Origin of the sequence: Brumimicrobium salinarum (genome assembly GCF_002844555.1) — a bacterium.
GTDB classification, from domain to species: domain Bacteria; phylum Bacteroidota; class Bacteroidia; order Flavobacteriales_D; family Crocinitomicaceae; genus Brumimicrobium; species Brumimicrobium salinarum.
The window spans coordinates 73,030-97,707 of record NZ_PJNI01000001.1 but is presented as its reverse complement, the minus strand read 5'-3'; the positions used below and the strand labels follow the sequence as shown (position 1 = coordinate 97,707).

At 34.2% G+C, this 24,678-nt stretch carries 25 protein-coding genes; 15 read left to right on the top strand and 10 right to left on the bottom strand.

Going from position 1 to position 24,678, the window contains the following annotated elements:
* Positions 1-2 precede the first annotated feature (2 nt).
* On the bottom strand, positions 3-2,528 hold the full coding sequence (locus tag CW751_RS00485; RefSeq protein ID WP_101332995.1) for a transglycosylase domain-containing protein: 2,526 nt from the start codon (positions 2,526-2,528) through the stop codon (positions 3-5).
* Between the two features lie 552 nt (positions 2,529-3,080).
* On the opposite strand from CW751_RS00485, the gene CW751_RS00480 reads away from it, so the two are divergent.
* The 12 genes from CW751_RS00480 to CW751_RS00425 all read left to right on the top strand — a co-directional run bounded on the left by CW751_RS00480 (position 3,081) and on the right by CW751_RS00425 (position 11,902).
* Positions 3,081-4,067 (top strand): LuxE/PaaK family acyltransferase, encoded by a 987-nt coding sequence (locus tag CW751_RS00480; protein ID WP_240612507.1) that lies wholly within the window; start codon positions 3,081-3,083, stop codon positions 4,065-4,067.
* 165 nt (positions 4,068-4,232) lie between these two features.
* Positions 4,233-4,655 carry a hypothetical protein gene (locus tag CW751_RS00475; protein ID WP_133122083.1) on the top strand — a complete coding sequence of 141 codons (423 nt, stop codon included), beginning with the start codon at positions 4,233-4,235 and terminating at the stop codon, positions 4,653-4,655.
* Between the two features lie 1,046 nt (positions 4,656-5,701).
* The gene (locus CW751_RS00470) at positions 5,702-6,286 is read left to right on the top strand and encodes a hypothetical protein (protein ID WP_101332993.1); all 585 of its coding nucleotides are present in this window, start codon (positions 5,702-5,704) and stop codon (positions 6,284-6,286) included.
* Between the two features lie 46 nt (positions 6,287-6,332).
* Positions 6,333-6,482 (top strand): hypothetical protein, encoded by a 150-nt coding sequence (locus CW751_RS15960; RefSeq protein WP_394335951.1) that lies wholly within the window; start codon positions 6,333-6,335, stop codon positions 6,480-6,482.
* A gap of 5 nt (positions 6,483-6,487) precedes the next feature.
* On the top strand, positions 6,488-7,171 hold the full coding sequence (locus CW751_RS00460) for a hypothetical protein (RefSeq protein WP_133122082.1): 684 nt from the start codon (positions 6,488-6,490) through the stop codon (positions 7,169-7,171).
* Between the two features lie 132 nt (positions 7,172-7,303).
* A complete protein-coding gene (locus CW751_RS00455; protein WP_101332990.1) occupies positions 7,304-8,119 on the top strand; it encodes a hypothetical protein in 816 nt (271 codons plus the stop codon).
* A gap of 122 nt (positions 8,120-8,241) precedes the next feature.
* Positions 8,242-8,799 carry a hypothetical protein gene (locus CW751_RS00450; RefSeq protein WP_133122081.1) on the top strand — a complete coding sequence of 186 codons (558 nt, stop codon included), beginning with the start codon at positions 8,242-8,244 and terminating at the stop codon, positions 8,797-8,799.
* Positions 8,800-8,861: 62 nt separating this feature from the next.
* Positions 8,862-9,176, top strand: coding sequence for a T9SS type A sorting domain-containing protein (locus CW751_RS00445; RefSeq protein WP_101332988.1), 315 nt, complete (start codon positions 8,862-8,864; stop codon positions 9,174-9,176).
* Positions 9,173-9,907, top strand: coding sequence for a hypothetical protein (locus tag CW751_RS00440; RefSeq protein WP_101332987.1), 735 nt, complete (start codon positions 9,173-9,175; stop codon positions 9,905-9,907). The genes CW751_RS00445 and CW751_RS00440 overlap by 4 nt, the downstream gene beginning before the upstream one ends.
* A gap of 84 nt (positions 9,908-9,991) precedes the next feature.
* Positions 9,992-10,396, top strand: coding sequence for a hypothetical protein (locus tag CW751_RS00435; protein WP_101332986.1), 405 nt, complete (start codon positions 9,992-9,994; stop codon positions 10,394-10,396).
* Positions 10,397-10,437: 41 nt separating this feature from the next.
* The gene (locus tag CW751_RS00430; protein ID WP_101332985.1) at positions 10,438-10,890 is read left to right on the top strand and encodes a hypothetical protein; all 453 of its coding nucleotides are present in this window, start codon (positions 10,438-10,440) and stop codon (positions 10,888-10,890) included.
* A gap of 271 nt (positions 10,891-11,161) precedes the next feature.
* On the top strand, positions 11,162-11,902 hold the full coding sequence (locus CW751_RS00425) for a hypothetical protein (RefSeq protein ID WP_133122080.1): 741 nt from the start codon (positions 11,162-11,164) through the stop codon (positions 11,900-11,902).
* Between the two features lie 735 nt (positions 11,903-12,637).
* On the opposite strand, the gene aroF is transcribed toward CW751_RS00425, so the two are convergent.
* Genes aroF through CW751_RS00385 form a run of 8 tightly spaced genes read right to left on the bottom strand, consistent with a single transcriptional unit; the run spans position 12,638 to position 19,972 of the window.
* The gene (gene aroF, locus CW751_RS00420) at positions 12,638-13,648 is read right to left on the bottom strand and encodes a 3-deoxy-7-phosphoheptulonate synthase (protein ID WP_101333510.1); all 1,011 of its coding nucleotides are present in this window, start codon (positions 13,646-13,648) and stop codon (positions 12,638-12,640) included.
* A 4-nt stretch (positions 13,649-13,652) separates the two neighbouring features.
* Positions 13,653-14,420 (bottom strand): tryptophan synthase subunit alpha, encoded by a 768-nt coding sequence (gene trpA, locus CW751_RS00415; RefSeq protein ID WP_101332983.1) that lies wholly within the window; start codon positions 14,418-14,420, stop codon positions 13,653-13,655.
* The gene (gene trpB, locus CW751_RS00410; RefSeq protein ID WP_101332982.1) at positions 14,420-15,589 is read right to left on the bottom strand and encodes a tryptophan synthase subunit beta; all 1,170 of its coding nucleotides are present in this window, start codon (positions 15,587-15,589) and stop codon (positions 14,420-14,422) included. Before trpB ends, trpA begins: the two co-directional genes overlap by 1 nt.
* Positions 15,586-16,206 (bottom strand): phosphoribosylanthranilate isomerase, encoded by a 621-nt coding sequence (locus tag CW751_RS00405; protein WP_101333509.1) that lies wholly within the window; start codon positions 16,204-16,206, stop codon positions 15,586-15,588. The genes trpB and CW751_RS00405 overlap by 4 nt, the downstream gene beginning before the upstream one ends.
* A complete protein-coding gene (trpC, locus tag CW751_RS00400; protein ID WP_101332981.1) occupies positions 16,196-16,999 on the bottom strand; it encodes an indole-3-glycerol phosphate synthase TrpC in 804 nt (267 codons plus the stop codon). The genes CW751_RS00405 and trpC overlap by 11 nt, the downstream gene beginning before the upstream one ends.
* Entirely contained in the window at positions 16,996-17,985 is a 990-nt protein-coding gene (gene trpD / locus CW751_RS00395; protein ID WP_101332980.1) for an anthranilate phosphoribosyltransferase, read from the bottom strand. Before trpD ends, trpC begins: the two co-directional genes overlap by 4 nt.
* Positions 17,982-18,563 (bottom strand): anthranilate synthase component II, encoded by a 582-nt coding sequence (locus tag CW751_RS00390; protein ID WP_101332979.1) that lies wholly within the window; start codon positions 18,561-18,563, stop codon positions 17,982-17,984. Before CW751_RS00390 ends, trpD begins: the two co-directional genes overlap by 4 nt.
* Positions 18,560-19,972: an anthranilate synthase component I family protein gene (locus CW751_RS00385; protein WP_101332978.1), complete on the bottom strand. Its 1,413-nt coding sequence runs from the start codon at positions 19,970-19,972 to the stop codon at positions 18,560-18,562. Before CW751_RS00385 ends, CW751_RS00390 begins: the two co-directional genes overlap by 4 nt.
* 409 nt (positions 19,973-20,381) lie before the next feature.
* On the opposite strand from CW751_RS00385, the gene CW751_RS00380 reads away from it, so the two are divergent.
* Both CW751_RS00380 and CW751_RS00375 read left to right on the top strand, forming a co-directional pair.
* Entirely contained in the window at positions 20,382-20,882 is a 501-nt protein-coding gene (locus CW751_RS00380) for a hypothetical protein (protein WP_101332977.1), read from the top strand.
* A gap of 237 nt (positions 20,883-21,119) precedes the next feature.
* Positions 21,120-21,587, top strand: coding sequence for a T9SS-dependent choice-of-anchor J family protein (locus CW751_RS00375; protein ID WP_101332976.1), 468 nt, complete (start codon positions 21,120-21,122; stop codon positions 21,585-21,587).
* Between the two features lie 2 nt (positions 21,588-21,589).
* Here CW751_RS00375 and CW751_RS00370 read toward each other — a convergent pair whose 3' ends face one another.
* Positions 21,590-21,799: a cryptochrome/photolyase family protein gene (locus CW751_RS00370; protein WP_101332975.1), complete on the bottom strand. Its 210-nt coding sequence runs from the start codon at positions 21,797-21,799 to the stop codon at positions 21,590-21,592.
* A 205-nt stretch (positions 21,800-22,004) separates the two neighbouring features.
* On the opposite strand from CW751_RS00370, the gene CW751_RS00365 reads away from it, so the two are divergent.
* Positions 22,005-24,050, top strand: coding sequence for a dipeptidyl-peptidase 3 family protein (locus tag CW751_RS00365; RefSeq protein ID WP_101332974.1), 2,046 nt, complete (start codon positions 22,005-22,007; stop codon positions 24,048-24,050).
* Positions 24,051-24,678: the final 628 nt, after the last annotated feature.

Genomic DNA, 24,678 nt, shown 5'->3' with positions numbered 1-24,678 from the left:
ATTTAAATACCTAAATCAAGACCACCTTCGTCATCTTCATTTGTTTCGGTTTTATTTTCTGAATTATACATTGAATTTGCATAGCCATAAGGTGCTTCAAATTCATCTGTAGAAATGTGAATATTCGGATCTTTATACACTTCTTGCATCATGTAGCCATAAATAGGCAGTGCCATTCTTGCTCCTTGTCCCCATTTCATTGAACGAAAACGAACAGCCATGTCTTCAGCACCTACCCAAACACCCGTAACTAAATCAGGAGTTAATCCCATAAACCAACCATCGGAGTTGTTTTGAGTCGTTCCTGTTTTACCAGCAGTTGGTTGGGTAATTCCACCCCAGTCACCTCTCCAAGTACCGCGAAGACTTGCGCCTGTTCCAGATAAAACAACTTTTCGCATCATACTTAATGTAGCAAAGGCCAATTCTTCAGACATCGCTTCTTTAGCTTCTGGTTCATGCTCATAAATAACATTTCCGTTTCTATCCTCAATACGAATAATAGAAGTAGGTTTGGTATATATTCCAGCATTGACAAACGCCGATTGTGCACCTACCATTTCTAATAACGATAAATCCATTACACCTAAACACATGGCAGGAACAACATCTTCTTCTCGAACGTTGATGTTCAAATCACGCATCAGTTTTGCTACCGCTCTTGGACCAGCAACGCCTCCCATTTTAGCCATTACGGCTACTGTAACATTATTCATGGAATTGGCAAGCCCTTCCTCGAAGGTAACAGGCTCTCCTTCCATATCTGTTCCTGAATTTGAAGGACACCATTGTGTCATGTCTTCTGGTCGAGCTCCTGTTTGAACGTCTACGCAATAAGGAATGTTTGGTGTAGTTTCGTAGGGTGTAATCACACCAAATTGCATTCCTGCAGAATAAATAAAGGGTTTAATGGTAGAACCAACTTGTCGTTTTCCTTGTGCTACATGATCATAAGCAAAATGATTAATATCCGGGCCTCCAACCCAGGCTTTAATAAAACCAGTTTGTGGCTCAACAGATACCAATCCAGCACGCATGATATTTTTGTAATAGCGTATAGAATCATTGGGTGTCATCACCGTATCAATTTCACCATTCCAAGAAAATACTTTCATGGGGACTTCCTTTTCGAAGCTTTTCATTATCTTTTCTTCTGAAACATCTCTTAGTTTTGCCTTGATATACCGCTCAGATCGTTTTCGAGCACTATTCATCAAATTTTCTATAACACTTTCTTTGATGTCGTAGGCAAAAGGATATTTATCTGTCCGTTTATTGTTTTTGGTAAAAGGTTCTTGAAGATTTTTCGCAAGGTGTTTCTTTAACGCATTTTCAGCGTGTTTTTGTATATCGGTATTAATGGTCGTGTAGATACGCAGACCATCTTCATAAATACTATAAGGCTCATCATTAGGTTTTCTATATTTTAATTTTCCATTTGGGAGTTTTTCTTTCAAAATTTCTGAAATAGTAGACCTTAGAGATTCTCTAAAGTAAGGTGCGAGCCCTTCTTTGTGGTCAACTGTTTGATAATCGGTAATGATTGGTAATTGTTTCAAACTATCATATTCCGCTTTTGAAATTGTACTCGTAAGCGCAGGATTGTTTTTAGCTGAATTTTCATACCATTTATATAGTACAACGTTTCTACGTGAGATTGCACGTAAAGAATCTTCCGCCCTTTCCGCAGCAATTTCCGCTTGGGTTACCTTATCTTTAGAAATGTTTTTGTTTCTGGCAATTCGGTCAACATAGTTTTTGACAGTAAATCCATACGGATTGTACAAACCAGGGTTTTTACACATTCCCACCAATATAGCTGCTTCTTCTGGACTTAGTTCTGATGCTTTTTTATTAAAGTACACTTTTGAAGCACTTGAAATACCAACAGCGTTGTACAAAAAGTCAAATTGATTAAGATACATGGTTAGAATTTCTTTTTTGGTGTATCTTTTTTCTAAACGCAATGCAATGACGTTCTCTTTAACTTTTTCATATAAACGACGTTCAATACGTCCCATTTCTTGTAAACGCACCTCTTCAGCAGTGGGACCTGCATTTTCCTGTTGTGCTTTTTTACGTTCGGCCCTTTCCTTTAAAGTGAAAATAAGTTTTGCAAGCTGCTGCGTTATAGTAGATGCACCTCCGGCTTCTCCCATGTTTGCTAACGCTCTACCAACTGCTTTGGCATCAATACCTGAATGGTTTTCAAAACGTTCGTCTTCTGTAGATATCAAAGCTGAAATAACATGAGGAGAAATTTCATTATAAGGTACGCTTGTTCGATTCACCTTCCAATACTTTCCTATTGATGTTACACCATCATCTGCATAAATCGTTGTTGCCAATAATTCCTCTTGATTTTCTAACATAGACACGGATGGTAAAGCTTCATCTTCAGTTTGCACATAACGTAAATAAAGAATGAAAAAGAGTGGTATTAAACCAATTATCCACAACAGAATTATCAAAATAGAAGATACTGATTTCTTAAAACGTGGTTTTTCCTTTTTTCCTTTTTTTGACATCGATCTATATTATAAACGATAAATTTAATGATAATTGACCAATTCAATTCTACATTCTCATAGAATTATATTTTTTTACGAATGATAACCCGATTTCAAGACGTTAAATTTGAAATAAGAGCCGACAAACTCATTCATGATTTAAGACGCAACGTCCATTAAGTCGATTGCTTGATAATTAATCTAACATTTGATGTTTTTTATGTCTTAAAATCACTAAATATTGGAAAGCTAAACCTTGAATTCTGCGTTATTTTTTGATTTTCACCTTTAATATTTGAAAGTATTTAATCATGTGAAAGCTTTGAATATAAAGGGTTATGTTTGTGTTTACCCTGCCTTAATATAAAGTGTTATGCATGCCTACATTATTATGTGGGTTGACTTTTGGTTTTAAATTTTTCTTCAATTTTTATTTTCAATACAGATAATTTGTGTATCTTTGTGGCAGTAGTAGTAGGTTAGGTTGATTAGTGTGATAAGAGCTTAGAACTCCCGTTCTAGGCTCTTATTCTTTTTAAGCACTTTTTATTTGTATTTTAAAATTATATTTTGGCAAAAGAACAACAGCTTATCGATTCTATATTTTCTATTCAGTCAGAAGAAGAATTTAATACAGCCGCTATATCAGTATTTCAATATCAATTTAAGCATGTACGGGTTTATCGTGAGTTTTGTAATCTACTAAATCGAACTGATCCAAAAGATTATAAAGAAATTCCATTTTTACCCATATCGTTTTTTAAAACCCACACCGTTCTTTCAGATGAATATAGAAAGAAAACAAACTTAGTGTTTAAGAGCTCAGGAACTACCTTAAATAAACGAAGCGAACATCATATTCCAAGTACTGAACTTTATGAACGTTCATTTTTACCAACTTTTTCACAGCAAATTGTTCCGCCAGAAAATGCAATTATTTTTGCTTTATTACCCAACTACATCGAACAAGGTGAATCTTCCTTAGTGTACATGGTCGATTTTCTCATTCGTGCCACTCAGCATTCCTTATCTGGATTTTATTTATCCAATCCTAAAGCATTGATTGAGGCAATTCAGAAAGCAAAAACGCAAGACAAAACAATCGTATTGTTTGGTGTTTCTTATGCGTTATTGGATTTTGCAGAAAAAAATATCGATTTATCCGGTGTTAAGATTATTGAAACAGGAGGGATGAAAGGCCGTAGAAAAGAAATGATACGTTCAGAATTACATGAAGAATTAAAAAAAGGTTTAAATGTATCTAAAATATTTTCAGAATATGGAATGACAGAACTTCTTTCTCAGGGATATACGGATGGAAGTGAGTTTTTTAGACCTCCCAACTGGATGAAAATAATGATACGTGATGTGAATGATCCCTTTCATTTTTTAGCAAATGAAAAAACAGGAGGCGTAAATGTAATTGACTTGGCAAATTTATACAGTTGTTCTTTTATTTCCACCGATGATCTTGGGGTTGAAGCAGGAAAAAGGTTTAAAATCTTAGGCAGATTTGATCAAAGTGATTTGCGCGGTTGTAATTTATTAGTCAATTAATTGTTATGGAATATTTTTTGTTCTTATTTTCGTAGTCTAATATGTAAAAATAAATACAATGAGAATATTATTTGCTTTATTAACGATTATATTAATGGGCAGTTGTGCAACCAAAGTGCCTTACACAAAAAAATAAAAGCCGATTTTGATCTTACTCCAGAAAAGATGAAAAAAGTTCAGTTTTATACCTCAGAAACCATTATTCTTGAGCGTAGTGATGAACAGCAACAAATGGCAACCACTGGAAGTTCTGGTGAGTTAGTAAAATCTGAAAGGTCTACATCTGAGCGAATTGTTATTCCCGCTAATCGACCATGTGTATTTGAAAAATTAGAAGACGATGGAACAGTTCAAATTCGCTTTGAATTGGGCGGGGGACGAGTTTTACGTTTTGCAGAAAGAAGAAATATCTCGAATGGACGTTATTATCTTGTTGCGCAATGGAACAACGGAAAAGGCGAATTAGATTACGGTGGTTCAGTGTATTATGCAGTACGTGGAAGTTCTGCGGCTTACCTTATGGTAAAACTTAAAAACTGGAAGAAAAACCAACGTAAAGACAGAGTTGTTAAAGGAATGAAGGTTTAACGTTATTAATGGTTTAGATAAATTAAATGGGTAACCCATTTAAATCGCAATAAGCAATTTCGTTTAAATCTATTTACCATTTATTGTAAAAGGCTTTGATAGTGAATAGATTAGAATAGGTTCTTCCCTTAGAAAATTAAAAATTTTCCAAGGTTCAGGATGACAGTTTCAAGGGAGGGCAATCAAAAATCAGGGTATGGAAGTGATGGCGCCTTGCGCCATCACTTCCAACCCCTGATTTTTGCCTCCTACCACTATTAGGTCTGTCATCCTGATGTGAAAATAAAAAAATCAATTTTTTATTTTGCGAAGGATCTATTTTGATTTATCCTAATTAACAATAAGAAACCAAGGTTCTGACTATCAATATAAAATGTTGGATTTGGATGGGACGTAAATTGGCAATTACAAACTATGATTTAAATGGGTAACCCTAAAATTAAAAACGAGTGGGCATTTTTGTTCACTCGTTTTTTTAATGCGTTAAATAGCTAGGTTTGTATTTGATTGTTATTTTAAATGGCTTGTGACGACGTATAAATAAAAATCTTTCATCAGCCTAACCCGCTTTATCCATGAACACGAAGTCTCAGCGCAGCTAATTTAATTTTGAATCTTCCAAATTATCGATACCCAAATTTGGGTTTCTTTGAAATCGTATAGAGCACTTTTAAACATCTGATTATTAATAAATTGTGTTTTTAAGAATCAAGATTGGTGAATAAAGCGGGCTAAGTCTCCAAAATAAGGTTCTTGAATTTTTTTAAAATACAGTTAAAATAATGATTTTCATTCGCTACCAGATTTTTGGATTAGACTATTAAATAAGTCAGGCTAAGTATTGCTGACTGTTTTTGTTACTTCAATTCGAGCCTTTGATGCAGCTCAAATAAGGCGGTTTAGAAAAAAAACGTTGTTAAAAAATTGATAAGTATTTTTAAATAACTATATTTAACTAGAATTTTAACTACTACTGATTATGCACACATCACACATCAATTTTTATAAACAAAAATTGTTTAGCGAGATTAAGCGGTAAACTTATTATGGTTTTCGCATTTTTATATATAAGTAACACTTTTCACGCTCAGATAATTGTTCGACCAGGTTTAGGGCAAATAGCTTGTCCCGAGCCTTATACTCCTTCTTGGGTGTATGGAAATAAAAAAATAGTAACTTCTGGTTCTCAAAACTGCAATGTTCGTTTGGGGCTAGGAACACAAAATCCAAAAGAAAGATTGCATGTTAAAGGAAATACGATTATTAACGGGTCAACCTTAACCCACTCTTTAGTGATTGGGCAGGAAAACCGGTTTGCCGGGAAGCTAAGCATTAATCATTTTGGTACTCCATCATCATCATCTTCATTAATACATGCTGGCGTTTTAAACCCACAAACCAATTTTCAGAAAACAGTTTTTTTACTGAAAGCAAATGGAGATTTAAGATTGAGTAATGGGACTCAAGATATTTTTTACGTTAACGGAGTGGATGGTATAACCCACACAAGAGAGGTGATTGTCGATGGTAGGAATTGGCCTGATTTTGTATTTGAGGATCAATATCCATTGTTAAAGTTAGACGAAGTTGATTTATACATTAAATCTAACGCTTTTAAATATCTATCCTAATCCATTTCGTAATTACTTATCAACCCAAAGTCCTCAAAAAGATCAAATGGTCATAAAGTCAATTGAAGGAAAAATTATAGGCAATTACAATAATGAACAAGGTATTACAAATATTAATACTACATATTTAAATAGTGGAATATTTCTCATCACTTTTATAGATCAAAATATCACACATAAGATAATAAAACAATGAAATCAATGAAAATACTAGGCTATTGCATGATTACACCATTCTTAGCCTTTTCTCAAAACGAAGAAACAAAACTGACTGTGCAAGTTTCACAAACTATTTATATGGATTTATTCTCAAACCACGGCTCGCTGATTAACTCAACAACATTAGAACTAGGAGCCGATTTTCAAAAAAAAAACGGTGATATATATCTTTATTTCACTTATGGTTTCAATACTAGTTTTTTATATAGAGGACACTTTTTAGGAGGTGCATTTGAATATCACTTCTTAAAAAATCAAAAAAAAGTAAGACCCTATTTTGGTGTATCTGTAATTACTGAGGTAGCAACAAATTATAAAGGAGGTTTTTTAGGGGAAGATAGTTTTTTAACAAATGATAGTCATATTCATACTTCAGCTGGTAATAATATTTCTTCTTTTAATAGTTCGGGGTTTTACCAATCAATGCCATTTTTAGGAAGTTTCTCGGTTGGTTGCGATTTTCGTTTAATGAAGGATTTACATCTCAACCTTTCCGTTGGATTAGCATTACAAAAATTAAAATATAAATATTTAGAATGGGAAGATCATGAAGATTATCGTGAAATACTTAAAGGTACACCAGTAAAATCTATGATGTTTTCTTATGTAAATCCGAGGTTAGGCTTAAGCTACGCTTTTTCATTTAAGAAAAAAGAAAAAATATAAACACAACACTATAAAATAATCGGAAAACATAATATTTAAAAAGAGAGAAACTAAGATCTCAACAAACCTTTCAAATGGGATGTATATTGGAACTCTTCGTAACCAATCTCAAACCTTTAAAATTATAAAAAAATGAAAAATCGTCTCACTTTGTTTTTTGTAAGTCTATATATATTAAGTTTTTCTCAAGAAAAACCATCCATTATTGTTGATGTTTCAGGTTCATTTTCAAAGGAGATAATAAGTAACAAGGCAGCTCAGGTTTATGGTGGTTTTAACTTTGATATAGGAACGAAGTTAAATAATAATAAAAACGGAGACTTTATTATATCTTTTGCATATCAATTCTCATCCAATGTAACCTATTCCTATCCTTTTGACAGTATTTCTATTGATTATGAAAATCAGAAAACAGAACATTTTGATTCAAAAGGAAATAAGATAAGACCTTATAAATCACTTCAACGAATTCATTTGATAGGTGCTTCATCAAAATATATTTTTCGAGAACATAACAAAAAAGTAAGACCATTTTTGAAAATCGCTGTTTTATCTGAAGTTTATTCTAATTATAAAAATGGACTTCTCGTATTTAATGAGTATTTTCCAAAAGTTGAACCTAGCTTTAGCTATATCGATCCAACCCCAGGTGGAGAAGATCCAGCAGTTGATTATTATTATTCTCATTTTTATTATTCTACACCTTTAGTAATTAATTTTCTTGGTGGAGTCGATATTAAACTAATTAAAAATTTAAACTTAAATATTGCACTGGGCTATGACTTTCGTATAATGAAGGTGAAATATGCAGAATGGAAAGAAAATGATAATGTTTATGACAAACTCAAAACAATTCCAAATGAAAACATAAACTCACATATGCTAGATGTTCAATTAGGATTAACCTATGCTTTTTCATTCAAGAAAAAACCTACAACTCCAAAATAAGAAACAAACAAAACCAGATTTTTCAATATAATCTTTTGAAATCTAATTAAAAAGAGTATCTTTAATTTAAGATTACTGCTACTATGAAATGCGCTAACTACTCAATGCTTCCTGTCGACAAAATGAAATTACCTTTTATTGGAATAGCTGGTTATAACAGTTGGCCAGGATATACCCCGTTTAAGTTCACACATGAAAATGATAACGTAACCATGGCTCCTCACATTTACGATATGTGGAAAACCACAATTCGTGTAAAAAACCACATGAATGGGGAGGATGTAATTAATACCTTGAGTGATACATGGGGAGGCTGGAAGCATGGGATGGGAAAAGCTGAAAATGATGGGATATTTAAGAAGTATGCTGTAGAACAACAGAATTACATTTCTTCTAATAAAAAAATGGCTGTAGGTTATGTTTATAATAGAACTTATAATGTCAAAACAAGAGGAATAGGATCGCCTTGTAGCAATATTAACATGGATCCCAAGTATAATACCCCTAGAAATACTGAATGGAACTATGTTAAGAATTCTGAGCAATTGCGTGTAACCAATTTAAAAACCCATACTAAATATCGTATTTATTGGTATTCTGCTTTTCGAGCAGGAGATGGATATTTAAAAAGTGATTGTATTGAGACTAATAAAAAAATGGGAACTGGGGAATTACCTTAAGATACCCTGAATTAACAGTAAGTCATAATGGTAGTAATGATTTACCTGCTGCTTGGTTTGTAATGTATAAGGAAGATTGCGAGGTAAGCAAGTCTTTAGTCAACACGGGTTTAGACAGTCTATCAAATGAAGAGACCCTGCAATTAGACGACAACTTAAAGCCTTTAAGTGTTTTCCCTAATCCTTTTCAAAACTACATATCAATTCAAAGCCCCCAAAAAGACCAAATGGTTTTAAAGTCTGTAGAAGGAAAAATTATAGGAATTTACAATATAGAAGAAGGGCTTACAAAAATTAACTCCTCTTTTTTTAATGATGGAATGTATATTATCACTTTTATGAATCAAAACAAAACCTTTAAACTAATCAAACAATGAAAACTTTAGCCCTTTTCATATTTAGTGTATTATGTTCTCTTTTGAGTTTTTCTCAAGAAAATGAAACAAAGATGAGTGCTCAGCTTTCAAATAGTACCTTCTCTCGCGTTTTCACAAATACTCACGATCTTTATAATCTAACAAAAATAGATCTTGGCATAAACTTTCAGAGAGCAAAGGGTGACTTTTATTTATTTGTGACATATGGCTTAAATACCAACCTTTTACTATCTTCTCAGAAATCTGCAGGCTTAACCGTCTTTTCTTATAAAAGCCATATGTTCGGTGGCTCTTTCGAGTATCATCTATTGAGTATTCAAAGGAAGGTCCGACCCTATTTTGGAATGAGCATTTTAAGTGAATTAGCCACAAATTATAAAGATGGCTTTATGACACCAAATTCTTTTTATATAATAAATAAACCTCTTAATTCTATGACAAATTCTTACCTTTTCAATATCTCAAACTTCTATCAATCTACCCCTTTTCTAGGCACACTTTCTTTAGGTTGTGATTTTCGTTTAAGTAAAGTTGTACGCCTCAATTTTTCTATGGGTTATAGTCTAAGGAAAATGAAATATAAATACTTAGAGTGGTATGATGGCGACAATTACCGTGAAATGTTAAAAAATGTACCAGTGGAATCAAAAATGTTTCATTTTATCAATGCGCAACTCGGATTGAATTATACTTTTTCAATAATGAAATCAAAAGAAAATACTAAAATATAAAACCATGAAAAAACTACTCTTCATCCTCCTTATTACATTAGTAGCGACAGGATGTAAAAAAGAAAAGAAAATTGAAAGAAACCTGTGGAAAAAGGTGGTGAATGGGAGATTAAATCATTTGAGGAGTCATACACCTCAGCATCTACTCCAGAGTATAATGATTCATACGTAATCAACAATGGAGGAACTATTCAGTTTGAGAAAGATGGAACAGGAAATACAAATTATTCTTCAGAGTTAGCTATTTATTTAGAAGGTCTTCTGTATGAAGAATACATTAATAAGGAATTTACTTACCACAATTCAGAGCACTCAATTTATCTTATTTATGCTGATCATGGTGGAGTAGCTTATAATCTAGAATGGGAAAAAGATAAAATGATAATGAGTTTTTCAGAGGTCCAAGAGTTTGAGGATTATGATGAGAACAACAACCCAATACAAATAACAACTACCTATTCATTGAAATTTATTTGCGAGAAAAAGTAAGACCTATTACCTTCAATAATAAATAATTAAATTTGTACAAAATGAAAAATATATTAATTTTACTATTTGCTTTACTTTTATTTTCGGCCTGTAAAAAAGAAAAGAAAATCGAAAGAAATTTATGGAACAACGGAGGAAAATGGGACATTGTTAAATACGAAGAGATTGTTACTTCCACCTGGCCTGCCAATGAAAAAAATGATGTATACGAAAACTATGGCATGATGCAGTTTAATAGGGCTGGATCGGGTTGGATGATTCATGCAGAAGATTACGATGCCTATAAATATGATTTCAGATATTCCAACACACCAAATGAGCTAACCATTAAATACCATGAATTTGATGACTCAGATACTTATACTTTAGATTGGAAAAAAAATTCGTTTACGCTAACACAAAGCGGAACATCTACTTACTCTCCAAGCCCTAGTGATCCGTCCTTCACTGTTACAGATCATCGCTTGTATAGGTATACCTGTGAGAAACAGTAAGCGAGGTTAATTTGTATAATGAAACAACAATAATTACACAAGAATTTTTAAATATAAAAGAAGAAAGTAACATTTACTCCAATCCGTTTGAAAAATCCTTTACAATAAAAAGCATCCAAGATGATGTTTTTATTCTTTAATCTTTTGCTGGAACTATTATTGGAGAATATAAGGTGGGGAAAGGAGAGACAAGAATAACTAAAATTCTTTCGAGTGGGTTGTATATTGGTAGGTTACAAAAACAAAGTCAAACCTTTAAAATTATAAAGCAATGAAATCTTTAACCCTTTTCATATTTAGTGTATTATGTTCTCTTTTGAGTTTTTCTCAAGAAAATGAAACAAAGATGAGTGCTCAGCTTTCCAATGGATCTTTCACTCGAATTTTTGATAATTATTCAAACCTATACAACCTTACAAAAATAGAATTGGGATTAAACTTTCAAAGACCAAAAGGTGATTTTTACTTTTACGCTACTTATGGATACAAGACTAATATAATATCATCAGAAGACAAGGCTCTTGGTAAAACTCAATTCGCATATAAAAGTCACATGATAGGCGGTTCTTTTGCGTATCATTTATTGAGTAATCAAAAGAAAGTTCGTCCCTATTTAGGATTGAGCATTTTAAGTGAAGTAGCCACAAACTATAGGGATGGTTATTTGGGTAGAATGAATTATGGAATTATAAATTATTATACATACCTTACTGTTTATCCTTATAATTCATACAACTCAAACTTCTATCAATCTACCCCTTTATTAGGAACTATTTCTTTAGGTTGTGATTTTCGTTTAAGCAAAGATGTACGCCTCAATTTTTCTATGGGTTATAGTCTAAGGAAAATGAAATATAAATACTTAGAGTGGTATGATGGCGACAATTACCGTGAAATGTTAAAAAATGTACCAGTAGAATCAAAGATGTTTCATCATATAAATGCGCAACTCGGATTGAGTTATACTTTTTCACTCAAGAAAAAAAGTGATTCCCCACGACTATACCAGTAACATTTTTATAGATTTCTCCATCCCAAAATCTTTGATTTTTGGGATGATCGAAATGACAGTCGTGTGGGGTCAAATTAGGAAAAAAGAAGAAAAGCTCTGCTTTTCTTCTTTTTTCCATTTGTCTTAGCCTGAAACCGGTCTTTTCGACAGAATCCCAATTTATTGGGATGACGAGAAATCTTTATATATATCTTTTGATATTTCATTTTTTACAATAAAAGTCTTACAGATTGAGGATTTTAACTTAAAGGTTGACTATCAAGCAAGATATCCATTAAAATTCTTAGTGGTAAGAAGGCGGAGAATCAAGAAAAAATCTTCAACTCCAGACTAATAGTTTAACCCTAGATTATTAATGACCTTACGAGATGCTTCGCTGAGATTTCGTGTTCATGAATAATTCTATCTAACAAATTGACTAAGTTACTAAAATCGGCTATTTTATATCACAAAAGCCCCGCTACTTTTGAATACAGATAATATTTTGATTCACGATTTTTTTTGTCATCATTCTTGTTTTGCTACGCGACAAAAATGCCACCAAAAAGAATTATACCGATATTTATAGCCCCGCGTTGCGCTTTGCTTACACGGGGCTATAATTACTTGACACCTTCAGCGTCAGGTGTAATTCAATCTAAAAAATCCGACTTAGTCGATGAAGTTAGCTATTTTATGTTACAAAAGACCCTGTCTTGGAATCCGGGTTAATAATCTAGGTTAAATACTTTCTTTTTAGCTGGAAGCAAAAGCTGTTTCAAAAACTTTTAATTTTTGCATCAATTCTTCAAACTCCCTAAAAGATAAAGTTTGTTGTCCATCCGTTGCTGCCTTTTCAGGTGTTTTATGCGTTTCAATAATCAATCCATCAGCACCTACAGCAGCTGAAGCTAATGCCATTTGGGCTACGTGTTTCCGAATACCTATGCCATGAGAGGGATCTACAATAACGGGCAAATGTGATTTTTCTTTTAAAATTGGGACAGCATTCAAATCTAAAGTGTTTCGGTATGCATTTTCAAATGTGCGAATGCCTCGCTCACAAAGTATAAGTTTTTCATTTCCGCTTTTAAAAACATACTCAGCAGAATATAAGAGTTCATCAATTGTTCCACTAATTCCTCTTTTTAACATCACGGGCTTATCTACTTCTCCCAAAGCCTCTAAAAGATTGAAATTTTGAGCATTTCGAGCACCGACCTGAAAGATATCAACATAAGGCATCATCTCCTCAATTTGACCAGATTCCATTACTTCGGTTATAATTTTAATGCCGTTTTGTTGACACGCATTGTAAAACATTTTCAATCCTTCCATCCCTAAGCCTCTAAAACTGTATGGACTTGTTCTTGGCTTGTAAACACCGCCTCTCATAATTCGAACTCCATTTTGTTTTAAGGATTCAACTGTGGCATTAATTTGTGCTTCACTTTCAATGCTACACGGCCCTGCCATAACTGTTAATTTACCGTCTCCAATTAACACATCGTCTCCGCAATCGATAACCGTATTATTAACTTTCCATTTGTTGCTTACCATTTTATGCTTGCCTTTTACCCGATGTACATCAAGAATTCCATTCAGGTGTCCAACCTTCCGAATATCAAAGGCTTCTTTTGGTGTGCAAATAAAATAAGTTCCCCTTTGTGTAACAACAGGATAAAAGTTAATATGTAATTGATTTAATTGTTGTTCTAAGTGCTGTTTCTCATCAGCTGTTATTTCTTTTTTTAATTGAATAATCATTCCTTTAGTTTTTGGGTCTAATGTTTTTAATAAATTTTTGAATATCATTTTCTAGTGTCGTGGAGTTTTCTAACTGCTTAATAAAAGCACTGCCAATGATTCCCCCAGCTGCATATTGACTAGCAAAGTCAAAATCTGCCTTACTTCCAATGTTAAATCCAATCAAAATAGGATTGTTTAATTGCATTGTTTGAAGCTTTTGTAAGTATGCAGCTGCAGATTGAATTCCTGTTCCCGCTCCTGTCGTGCTTGAAGTACTCACCGCATAGATAAAAGCAGTGCTACATGCATCTATGTACCGAATTCTTTCTTCGCTAGTTTCAGGAGTTACCAAGAAAATGGGCGCAATCCCATATTTTTCAAAGGTTGTTTGATAATGCTCTTGATAAACAGGGATTGGTAAGTCAGGCAAAATAACGCCTTGAATATTGTTTTGCTGACATTTTTCACAAAATTTTTCTACGCCAAACTGAAGTACAGCATTAAAATAACCCATCATTATTTTAGGTATTTTTGACTCACATTTTGCGAGCTGCTCAAAAATTATTGAAGTAGATATTCCGTTTTTTAGCGCAATAGCACTACTTTTTTGTATGGTTGGTCCATCACTAAGCGGATCAGAGTATGGCATTCCAATTTCTACCATATCCACTCCTGCTTGCTCTAAACTGTTTAAAATGATAGGCATACTTTCTAATGCGGGATATCCTGCAGTAAAATAGATATTAAGTATTGGCTCTTTTCGGTTTTTGAATATTTCTTTTAATTGCATTACAATAGGTTTTTTGTAAGTGTTTCTAAATCTTTATCTCCTCGTCCACTCAGATTAATTACGATCTTGTCAGTGGGTTTAATTTCCATTTTGTTGAGATAGGCCAAAGCGTGGGCAGATTCTAAAGCAGGAATGATTCCTTCATTTTTGGATAGGAACAATGCGGCGTTTAAAGCTTCTTGGTCAGTTACGCTGTGGTAATTTACTCGTTTAGTTTGGTGTAAATGTGCATGCTGTGGACCTATTCCTGGATAATCTAGTCCTGCAGAAATGCTATGTGGCTCAATGATTTGTCCATCCTTATCTTGGAGTAAAGTGGTCATACAAGCATGAATAATTCCTTGTGTTCCCAAAGTTAAGGTTGCAGCAGTTTTTGCGGTGTGAATTCCTTGTCCAGCTGCTTCTACGCCTACGAGTTGTACTGCTTTATTTGATAAATAATGATAAAAAGCTCCAATTGCATTACTTCCGCCGCCAATGCAAGCAATTACATGAGAAGGATCACCTTTCAATTGATTTTTAATTTCCTTGCTGATTATTGCTTGAAATCGCGCCACCATATCCGGATATGGATGGGGACCAACAACAGATCCAATTATATAGTGTGTATCAACAGGGTTGTTAATCCAATCACGAATTGCTTCATTTGTAGCATCTTTCAAGGTTTTACTTCCGCTTTCAACGGGTATGATGGTTGCACCCAACATTTTCATTCGTGCAACATTCGGAGCTTGTCTTTCTACATCTTTTGCTCCCATGTAAATACAACATTCTATTCCCATTAAAGCACATGCTGTGGCGGTAGCAACTCCATGTTGACCTGCTCCTGTTTCGGCAATAATTCTGGTTTTATTTAGTTTTTTAGCTAATAAAATTTGACCTAAAGCATTATTGATTTTATGGGCGCCTGTATGACATAGGTCTTCTCGTTTGAGATATATTTTTGCGCCATAATGTGCACTAAGTCGCTTGGCAAAATAAAGTGGAGTAGGTCTGCCAACATAATCTTCCAAAAGCTGCTGAAGTTCTTTTTGAAAGGATTTTTCTTGTAAAATGGTTAAATATGAGTTTTGTAATTCTTCCACGTTGGGATATAGCATTTCGGGAACAAATGCTCCTCCAAATACGCCATAAAACCCAGCTGCATCTACATTATAATCTTGCTTCATTTTTTAATTTGTTTAATGGTTTGTTTTACTAAATCGATGTTTTTTAATCCAGGCTCTGTTTCATATTTACTATTGATGTCAATTCCGATTAATTGCTCAAAGCTTAGGTTCTTTATTGTATCAATGTCATTGTTTGTAATTCCGCCACTTAAGAAAAAAGGAGTTTGTTCTGTGTAGTTTTTAAGAATTGCCCAATCGAATTTTTTACCGCTACCTCCATATTGTTTTGTTGGAGTATCAAAAAGAAAATAGTCAACAAAAGGTGTATATGTTTTTAATGAACTCCAATCGAAGTTTGCGCTAGTTTGAAAAGCTTTAATGATGCTATAGCCTTTTTCGTTGAGTTTTTTTGTAAATGATGCACTTTCATTTCCATGCAATTGAATATAGTCAAAACCAAAGGCAGCACTTTTGTCTTTAATTTCTTCCATTGATGCATTCACAAATACGCCAACTTTATTTATTTCTGAGGATAATGCGTTGATGCTTTTTATAATGTTATGACCAATATATCTCGGAGATTTTTCGTAACAAATAAACCCCATAAAATCGGGTCGAAGGTTTGCTATACCAACGATGTTCTCCGGTTTTTTCATTCCACAAACTTTAATCTTCATGTAGTAAAGTTTTATATTCATCAATCAAAATCTTACAGGCCTGTGCAGGATCGTCGTGTTGCATAAAATACCCGCCGATAAGAAATCCATCAAAACCTGTATTTTTTAATTCCAGCATTTGTTCTGCGGTTTTTATTCCGCTTTCGCTAATTTTCACGAGTTCTTTAGGAAGTGCTTCATATAATGCAATACTTTTATTTATGTCTGTTGAAAAGTCACGTAAATCTCTATTGTTAACTCCAATGATATCAATGTTTTTATTTATGTATTTTTCGATCTCTTCTTGTGTTGTAACTTCTAATAACACTTCGAGGTGTAAGGTTTTGGCAAAAGCGGCTAGGTTTCTACATTCTTGTGGTGTTAAACACGCAGCTATTAGTAAAATACAATCGGCTCCGATACTTTTTGCTTCCACAATTTGATATTCATCAATGATGAAGTCTTTACGTAGAATCGGACAGAAATTGTTTTCGCGAGCGGTTATTAAATCTGCGTTTTTCCCACCAAAATACTTTGTATCTGTAAGCACAGAAAGCGCCGCTGCTCCTGCTTGCATATATGAAATGCTTAGTTTTTCAATATCTATTTGAGCATGAATCAAACCTGTGCTGGGTGATTTCCTTTTAATCTCAGCTATGATGCCGGCTTTATCTTTTCGGGTCAAATATGCTTTCATTGAAACAGGTGTTGTCTCAAAAAATACACTTTGTGTTAAACTTTTAATGGTTTTAATTTCTTGTTGTTGTCGCACTAATTTTCTTTTATCAGCGATAATTTTTTCGAGTATATTCATGATGTTATGAGTTTAGTGAATGATTGTAAGGCAGATTTGTTATGTAAAGCCTCTTCTGCAATAGCGAGCGCTTCGTTAAATGGTTGATTTTTATGAAAACACTGGATGGCCATTGCCGCATTAGCAATCACGGCCTTATTTTGCGCCAGTGTTCCTGCTCCGTTTAAGATCTTTACAAATAGTTCAGCGGATGTTTTTACATCTTTTCCACCGCGTAAATCTTTGGCTGTTATTTTTGTTGAGGTGACTTCCGTCGGTAGTAATAACCGTTCTTGTCCTGGACTAATGATTTTTGCTTTTCCTGTTAGGCTGATTTCATCATAACCATCCATAGCGTGAACAATGCGGTAATTCACCTCTTCATTTTCATATATGTATTTGTAATACCGCTGAAGTTGCAGGGAAAATACGCCTACCAATTGCTTTTGTGGCATAGCCGGATTTACCATAGGACCGAGCATGTTAAAAAACGTGGGAATCCCGATGTTTTTTCTAATCGGTGCGACTTCTTTCATGGCAGGGTGAAAGAGTGGCGCATGTAAGAAACAAATTCCACTTTTATCAATTTGCCGTTTAAGTTGATCTTTATCATTCGTAAATTGATAACCTAGGTACTCCATTACGTTGGATGAGCCACATGTAGAGCTGACGCCATAATTCCCGTGTTTGGCCACTTTATATCCTGCGCCTGCAACAACAAAAGAGGCTAAAGTACTGATGTTAAAAGTATCTTTTCCGTCGCCACCAGTTCCGCATAAATCAATTGGATCAAATTCTGACAAGTCAATTTGAATACATCTTTCGCGCAAACAATCTCTAAATCCTTTTAATTCCTCAACGGTGATGTTCCTCATTTTGAAAACCGTTAAAAAGGCACTTACTTCATAGGAATTGTACTTCCCTTCAGAGATTTCACCAAGAATCGCTTTGGCCGCTGTTCTTGAAAGGTATTGTTGTTTGAAAAGTTTTTCTAAAATTTTTTTCATGATTTATCGTTCTTACAAATGCTTAAAAAGTTGTTGATTATTTGTTCCCCTTTTGGAGTTAAAATACTTTCTGGATGGAATTGGATGCCATAAAGCCCTAGGACAGTATTTTCCAACCCCATAATGTTTCCCTCTTCGGTTTGTGCCGTGACCTTGTAGTTACCTTTATAGTTTGAATCAACATCCCATGAATGATAACGACCTACCTTTAATGGGTTTGATAAACCTTTAAAGAGTTTTGTTTCAAAATCGATGATTTCTATTTCAGATTGAATACCGTGATAAACATTTTGTAATATACGGAGTTGGCCGCCTAAAAATGTGGCAATAGCTTGATGTCCTAAACAAACCCCAAGTATTGGCTTTTTTCCTGCGCACTTTTCAATAATAGCCATTAAGTTTCCTGCCTTATCTGGTGTTCCTGGACCTGGAGAAAGCACAACAGCATCATAGTTCAGTGCTGCTTCGGGGGTAATTTTATCATTTCTAAATACACTTACATCGTTTGCGGCTTGTCTTAAAATATATACCAAGTTGTAGGTAAAACTGTCGTAATTATCAATAACCAGTATTTTCATAACTCATTTGCTTTTTGAATGGCTTTTCTAATGGCCTTAATTTTATTATTTACTTCTTGTAACTCTCCTTCAGGAGTGCTTTCTGAAACAATTCCGGCACCTGCTTGGTAAACAAGTGTGTTGTTTTTACTTAAAATCGATCGAATGATAATTGCATGATTAACGCTGCCATCAAAACCAAAAAAACCAATTGCACCACCATAAAAATTACGCTTATGTTTTTCATATTTTTGAATTAATGATAGGGCTTCGTATTTTGGCGCACCAGACAAAGTTCCAGCAGGAAAGGTGTTCCCAAAAGTTCGAATACTGCTTTGATGAGGTAATAACTTTCCTTTTACTTTACTGACCATGTGAATTACATGAGAGAAAAACTGAATTTCAGCATAATTTTCAACTTTTACCTGTGCTGCATTTTTGCTTAAATCGTTTCTAGCTAGATCAACTAACATTACATGTTCTGCCATTTCTTTAGGGTTTTTCTTGAGTTCTTCAGCACGCTTTTTATCTTCACTTTGTGAATCTCCTCGCAAAATTGTACCTGCAATTGGGTTAATGGAAGCTTCGCCATTATGGACTTGTAATTGTGATTCTGGAGAAGCACCAAAAATTTTAAAATCCCCATAGTCGAAGTAAAAAAGGTAAGGTGAAGGATTAATGCTTCTTAGGCATCGGTACAAATTGAAATCATCTCCTTTGTATTTTTGCTCAAATGCCCGTGATAACACCAATTGAAAAGTGTCACCTAATTGGCAATGGCGAATTCCTTTTTCAACCATCGTTTTATACTCAGCATCTGTTATCGTTGAGGTCTCATCGCCATCTGTGGAGAATGAGAAATTAGGTAGATTATTTATGTCAATCAGTTGCTCTACAAAGGAAATACCTTCTTTAAAATTGCTTTTTTCATCAGTTTCGTTTTGTGTAATGTATAGTTCGTTTTTAAAATGATCAAAAACCAATACGTAACGGAAAAATTGATATTTTAAATTGGGATTATCTTTTACTGCATGGGTTGCGGAGTTCATTTCGATGTCTTCCATATATTGAACCGCCTCAAAAGAAGAGAACCCCCAAAGTCCTTGGGTGTTAAAAGGCAATTCTGTGGTGGTGGCTTCGAAATGAGCTATGAAATCTTGAAAAGCTGTGTAAACGCTTTGATGTTCTTCAGCAACGAAGCTTTTTGTTTCTTGATGAGGTAGCTTGTATTCGTAAGCTTTTCCTTTTGCTTCAAAGCCTGCGTATGGGGAGAGACAGATAAAGCTTTTACTATCGGTACGATCATGATAATCTGCACTTTCAAGCAACAAGGCATTCGGAAAATGATCCCTTAGCTTATTGTAAAGATTAACCGGTGTGTATAAATCGGCTAATTTCTTTTTGTGTTTTGTGTAAACTTTATATTTCATTGTTTTGGTTTTTCATGTTTGTTTTTCGTTTTGGCGCAAAAAAAAGCTTGCGAGAAGCAAGCTTTATAGTTTTTTTGGATACATATATTAGCGTCTTCTCAGATTTTATAATCTTTAAAGTTCCACCACCAAATATTGTATGTAAGTTCTTGTTTTGACATTGTTTATTGCAAAAAAAAAGACCTGCTAGAAGCAGATCTTTAGTAAATATTATTTATAGCATGCTTCATTAGAATATTTCATCTAAGCACCACCAGTTATTTTTAATTGTTGTGTTCATTTCGACGACAAATATAATGGAATAATTCATTTGAACGTTTTTTCCACATAAAAATCAATTAAACTTCCATCAGATTAAAAGAGATATCAGTCTTTTATATGTATATTTACCTGTTAAAAATCAATTATTATGAAATATACAGTAATTACATTAGGAATATTTACTTTAGGTTTACTTGCTAGTTGCAATGAAAACACCGACAAAGTTGAAGCGCAACAAGAACAAGTGGTGGATGCAGCGGAACAGGATCAAAATGAAAAACAAGCGGCAGATGAACATGATCATCACCATGACAATGGAGAGGAAATTTCTTTAAACGAAGGAGAAAAATGGGAAATCAACGAAGAAATGGAACCTTATGTGCGTAAAGGAGAGGATTACTTAAAAGAATACGTAAAGTCTCAAGGAGAAGATTACGAAATGCTAGCCAAAAATATCGAAGCTCAAAACAAAGAATTAATTTCGAGTTGCACCATGAAAGGGGAAAGCCATGATGAATTGCATAAATGGTTACATCCACATTTAGAGCTAACCAAAAAATTAGCAGTTGCTACAAATCAAGAGGAAGCTAATGACGTGATCAAACATCTGTTGGCATCCTATGATACTTTCCATCAGTATTTTAAATAACAACATACTTATCCGCTTGTTGCGCTCACCAACAACAATTCAGGAATGTCGCCGAATGGTTATTGTGATTTTACAACCAAATTTGTTGAAATTAATTCAGGCGGAACGTTTTCATTTTCAGCTGATTTCTATACAGGTCCTTCCGGTACGTACACCCACAATATTGCAATTTAGATTGATTGGAATCAGGATGGAACTTTTGATACTTCTAATGGTTCAATAGAACGTGTTTATGACATGGGGAATGGATATGCAGGTGATGCAAATGACGATATTACTGTTCCTGTATGTACATCAACAGAAAATGCTGGCGCAGGAAATGATTGGGCAGTAGAATATTATTTCAATAATGGATTTACAGGAAATGTGCTTTCATATACCTATAATAGTACTGAAGCTGCTAATGCTTGGTTTTATACGCAAGCTATGTCATTAGAAGCTGGTGATTATGAAATATCTTATGAATATGCCAATAGAAATGACCAAAACAATCCTGAAAAAATGAGGGTTGCTATAGGTACGGATGCCAACGCAGGAGCTATGACAACAGAAATAACAGGCAAAGTCTACAGTGGTTTCTTCTACCATTTATCAGGTGGTTCAAATAACATTTCACTTGATATGTCTGCATTGGCAAAAGGAACTTATATCGTAAAAGCATCAGCGGCCAATACTGTAAGCACTCAAAAAGTGATTAAACAATAAAGTCAATAAAGCAAACGCTTCTTTTTTTGAGCCGTTAAATAAGCTGCATATCCTTTCATGGTGGCCCTATGAAAAGCGACTTTTTGTTTGTGAAATTTGTATTGCTTAAAAAATAAATGCTCTTCAATCAAGATGATTTCATTCTTGTTGTGCAATAATTCACTTTCCTCAAATAATTGATGCGGAAACACCAGTTGTATGGTCTTTTTCATGTTAGGCAATTCAAATATTGTTGCTTTCCATTTTAGTGCCGATTATTAAATAACAATAAAACATTTTAAAAGTTTATGTTAGGTGTATATCTCTAATTGATGAATTACATGAGGTAAGATGTCAGGCCTTTTATTAGATAAATATGTTTTAACGGTCAATTGAAAGAAAATCCTTATTTTCGGAAATCAAAATAAACAACATAAGATGAAGAAAATAATAGTAGGGGCACTTACTGCGGGAATTCTTTTCTCTTGCGGACAAAATGAAAGTGAGACAAAAGAAGAAAAAAGTAAAGACGAAACGGTTCAATCGGAAGCAACAGAAAATAATGATTTTGAATGGGAAGCAGACCGATTTGCTGACATTCGCGTGTTGCGATACAGAATCAACGGATTTGATAAATTAACATTACAACAAAAGAAGTTGGCGTATTATCTAACTCAAGCTGGATTGAGCGGGAGAGATATTATTTACGATCAAAATTACAAGCACAATTTAGAAATTCGTAACATTTTAGATCACATTGTGGCAAATCATGATGGAGATAGCTCTGAAGATTGGAAAAACTTCTTGCAATACACAAAACAAGTTTGGTTTGCTAACGGAATTCACCACCATTATTCAAAAGATAAGTTCGAACCACAATTTGAGCAAGATTATTTCTTGTCGCTTTTAGAAGCAACAGATGCTGAAATAAGTGAGGACGCTTTAAATGCTATTTTTGATCCGAATGTTGATGCAAAAGCGGTAAACCTAGACGCTTCAAAAGGAATTGTTGCTGGTAGTGCAAATAACTTTTACGGAGAAGGCGTAACTGAGGAAATGGTTGATGCATATTATGCGAAAATTAAGGATCCTAACGATACTACACCAATTTCTTACGGGCTAAACTCCAAAATGGTACTTGATGAAAACGGAGAGTTGAAAGAAATTCCATGGAAAATTGGAGGAATGTACGGTGCTGCGCTTGAAAAAGTAGCCTATTGGTTAGAGAAAGCAACGGAAGTAGCAGAAAATGATGCACAGAAAGAAGCGTTAAAATTGTTGATTAAATATTATCACACAGGCGATTTAAAAGATTGGGATGCATACAGTATTGCTTGGGTTGAAGCCACAGAAGGAGATATCGATTACATCAATGGATTTATTGAAGTATATGGTGATGCCAAAGGATACAGAGCAACTTACGAAACCATCGTTCAAATGAAGGACTTCGAAGCTTCTGCACAAATGAAAGTTTTAGAGGATAATGTTCAATGGTTTGAAGACAATTCTTCTATTATGGATGCGCATAAAAAGAAAAACGTTAAAGGTGTAACTTATAAAGTAGTAAATGTTGTAGGAGAAGCTGGAGATGCGTCACCATCAACACCAATTGGAGTGAACCTTCCAAATGCTGATTGGATCAGAGCAGAACACGGTTCAAAATCTGTTAGTTTAGGAAACATTGTTGAGGCTTATGAAAACGCTTCTGGTAGTTCAATGCTACAAGAGTTTACTTATGACGATGAAGAATTAGAACGTGCGAAAAAATACGGTGCTTTAGGCTCTAAGTTACACACCTCTCTTCATGAGGTAGTGGGACATGCGAGTGGTCAATTGAATCCTGGAGTTGGAACACCTAAAGAAACCCTAAAAAATTATGCAAGTGCATTGGAAGAAGCGCGTGCTGATTTAGTCTCACTTTACTTTTTGATGAATGATAAATTGGTTGAATTAGGTTTAGTGGAAACCCTAGAAGTTGGAAAAGCAGAATACGACGCTTATATCAGAAACGGCTTAATGACACAATTGCAACGTATCAAATTAGGGAATAATATTGAACAATCTCACATGAGAAATCGTCAATTGGTTGCTGCATGGGTTTATGAAAAAGGAAAAGCAGACAATGTAATTGAAAAAATCCAAGAGGATGGAAAGACTTATTTCAAGATCCGTGATTATGTCGCTTTACAAGGATTGTTTGGAGAATTGTTAAGAGAGATTCAACGCATCAAATCTGAAGGAGATTTTGAGGCAGGTAAGAACTTAATTGAAACTTACGCAGTAAAAATTGACCAAGCGATTCATGCTGAGGTGCTAGAGCGCGTTAAGCCTTTAAACATTCCACCATACAGTGGTTTTGTAAATCCGGTACTCGTTCGAGAAAAAGACGAGGACGGAAACATTACAAACATCAAAGTTGACTACGAATCAGGCTTTAAAGATCAGATGTTAGAATACGCTGAAAAGTATAGCTTTTTGAAGTAGGAGGGAAGAAGCCTTCTCAAAAGGAAATAAAGAAAAAAACTTCATTCGTCGGCTGACGGGTGAAGTTTTTTGGTTGAAAGAGATTGTTTTAATTGATACATTGCATTGAGCTTTTCGGGAATATCATTCTGGGATCTGATTTTTTATGAAAAATGAAAAAAATGTAATAATGGTTAAGTTTTATTTTGTAGGATACGCTAAAATAGTGTGTTTAAAACACCGTCATTGCTATTCCTCCCCCTTCATCCCCCTCCGAAGGGGGAAACGTAACGATTTTATTATCGGTAAAAAATCAAACATTCATAATAATGGATATGCCATTGTAATTGTATTAAAAGTAGGACGTTATTGACAGCTCCCTCCGTTAGCTGACGGAGGGATTAAGGGGGAGGAAATATAAACTCTAAATTTTTGATAACATAGTAGACATAAACATTTGCATTAATCTTTCAATAGCAGCGCTGCAAGTAGTCCATATCTAGAGGTTTTTAAAAATCGTTAGTGGGGTGAAAACATAAAAACCTTGTTTTTTTGTTTTCCGAAGGATCTTTTTTCTGTGGATTATCATATTTGAAACAAGAAGGTCTTCGCACGTTGATTTTTACTTGTTTTCCGAAGGAATTTTTTC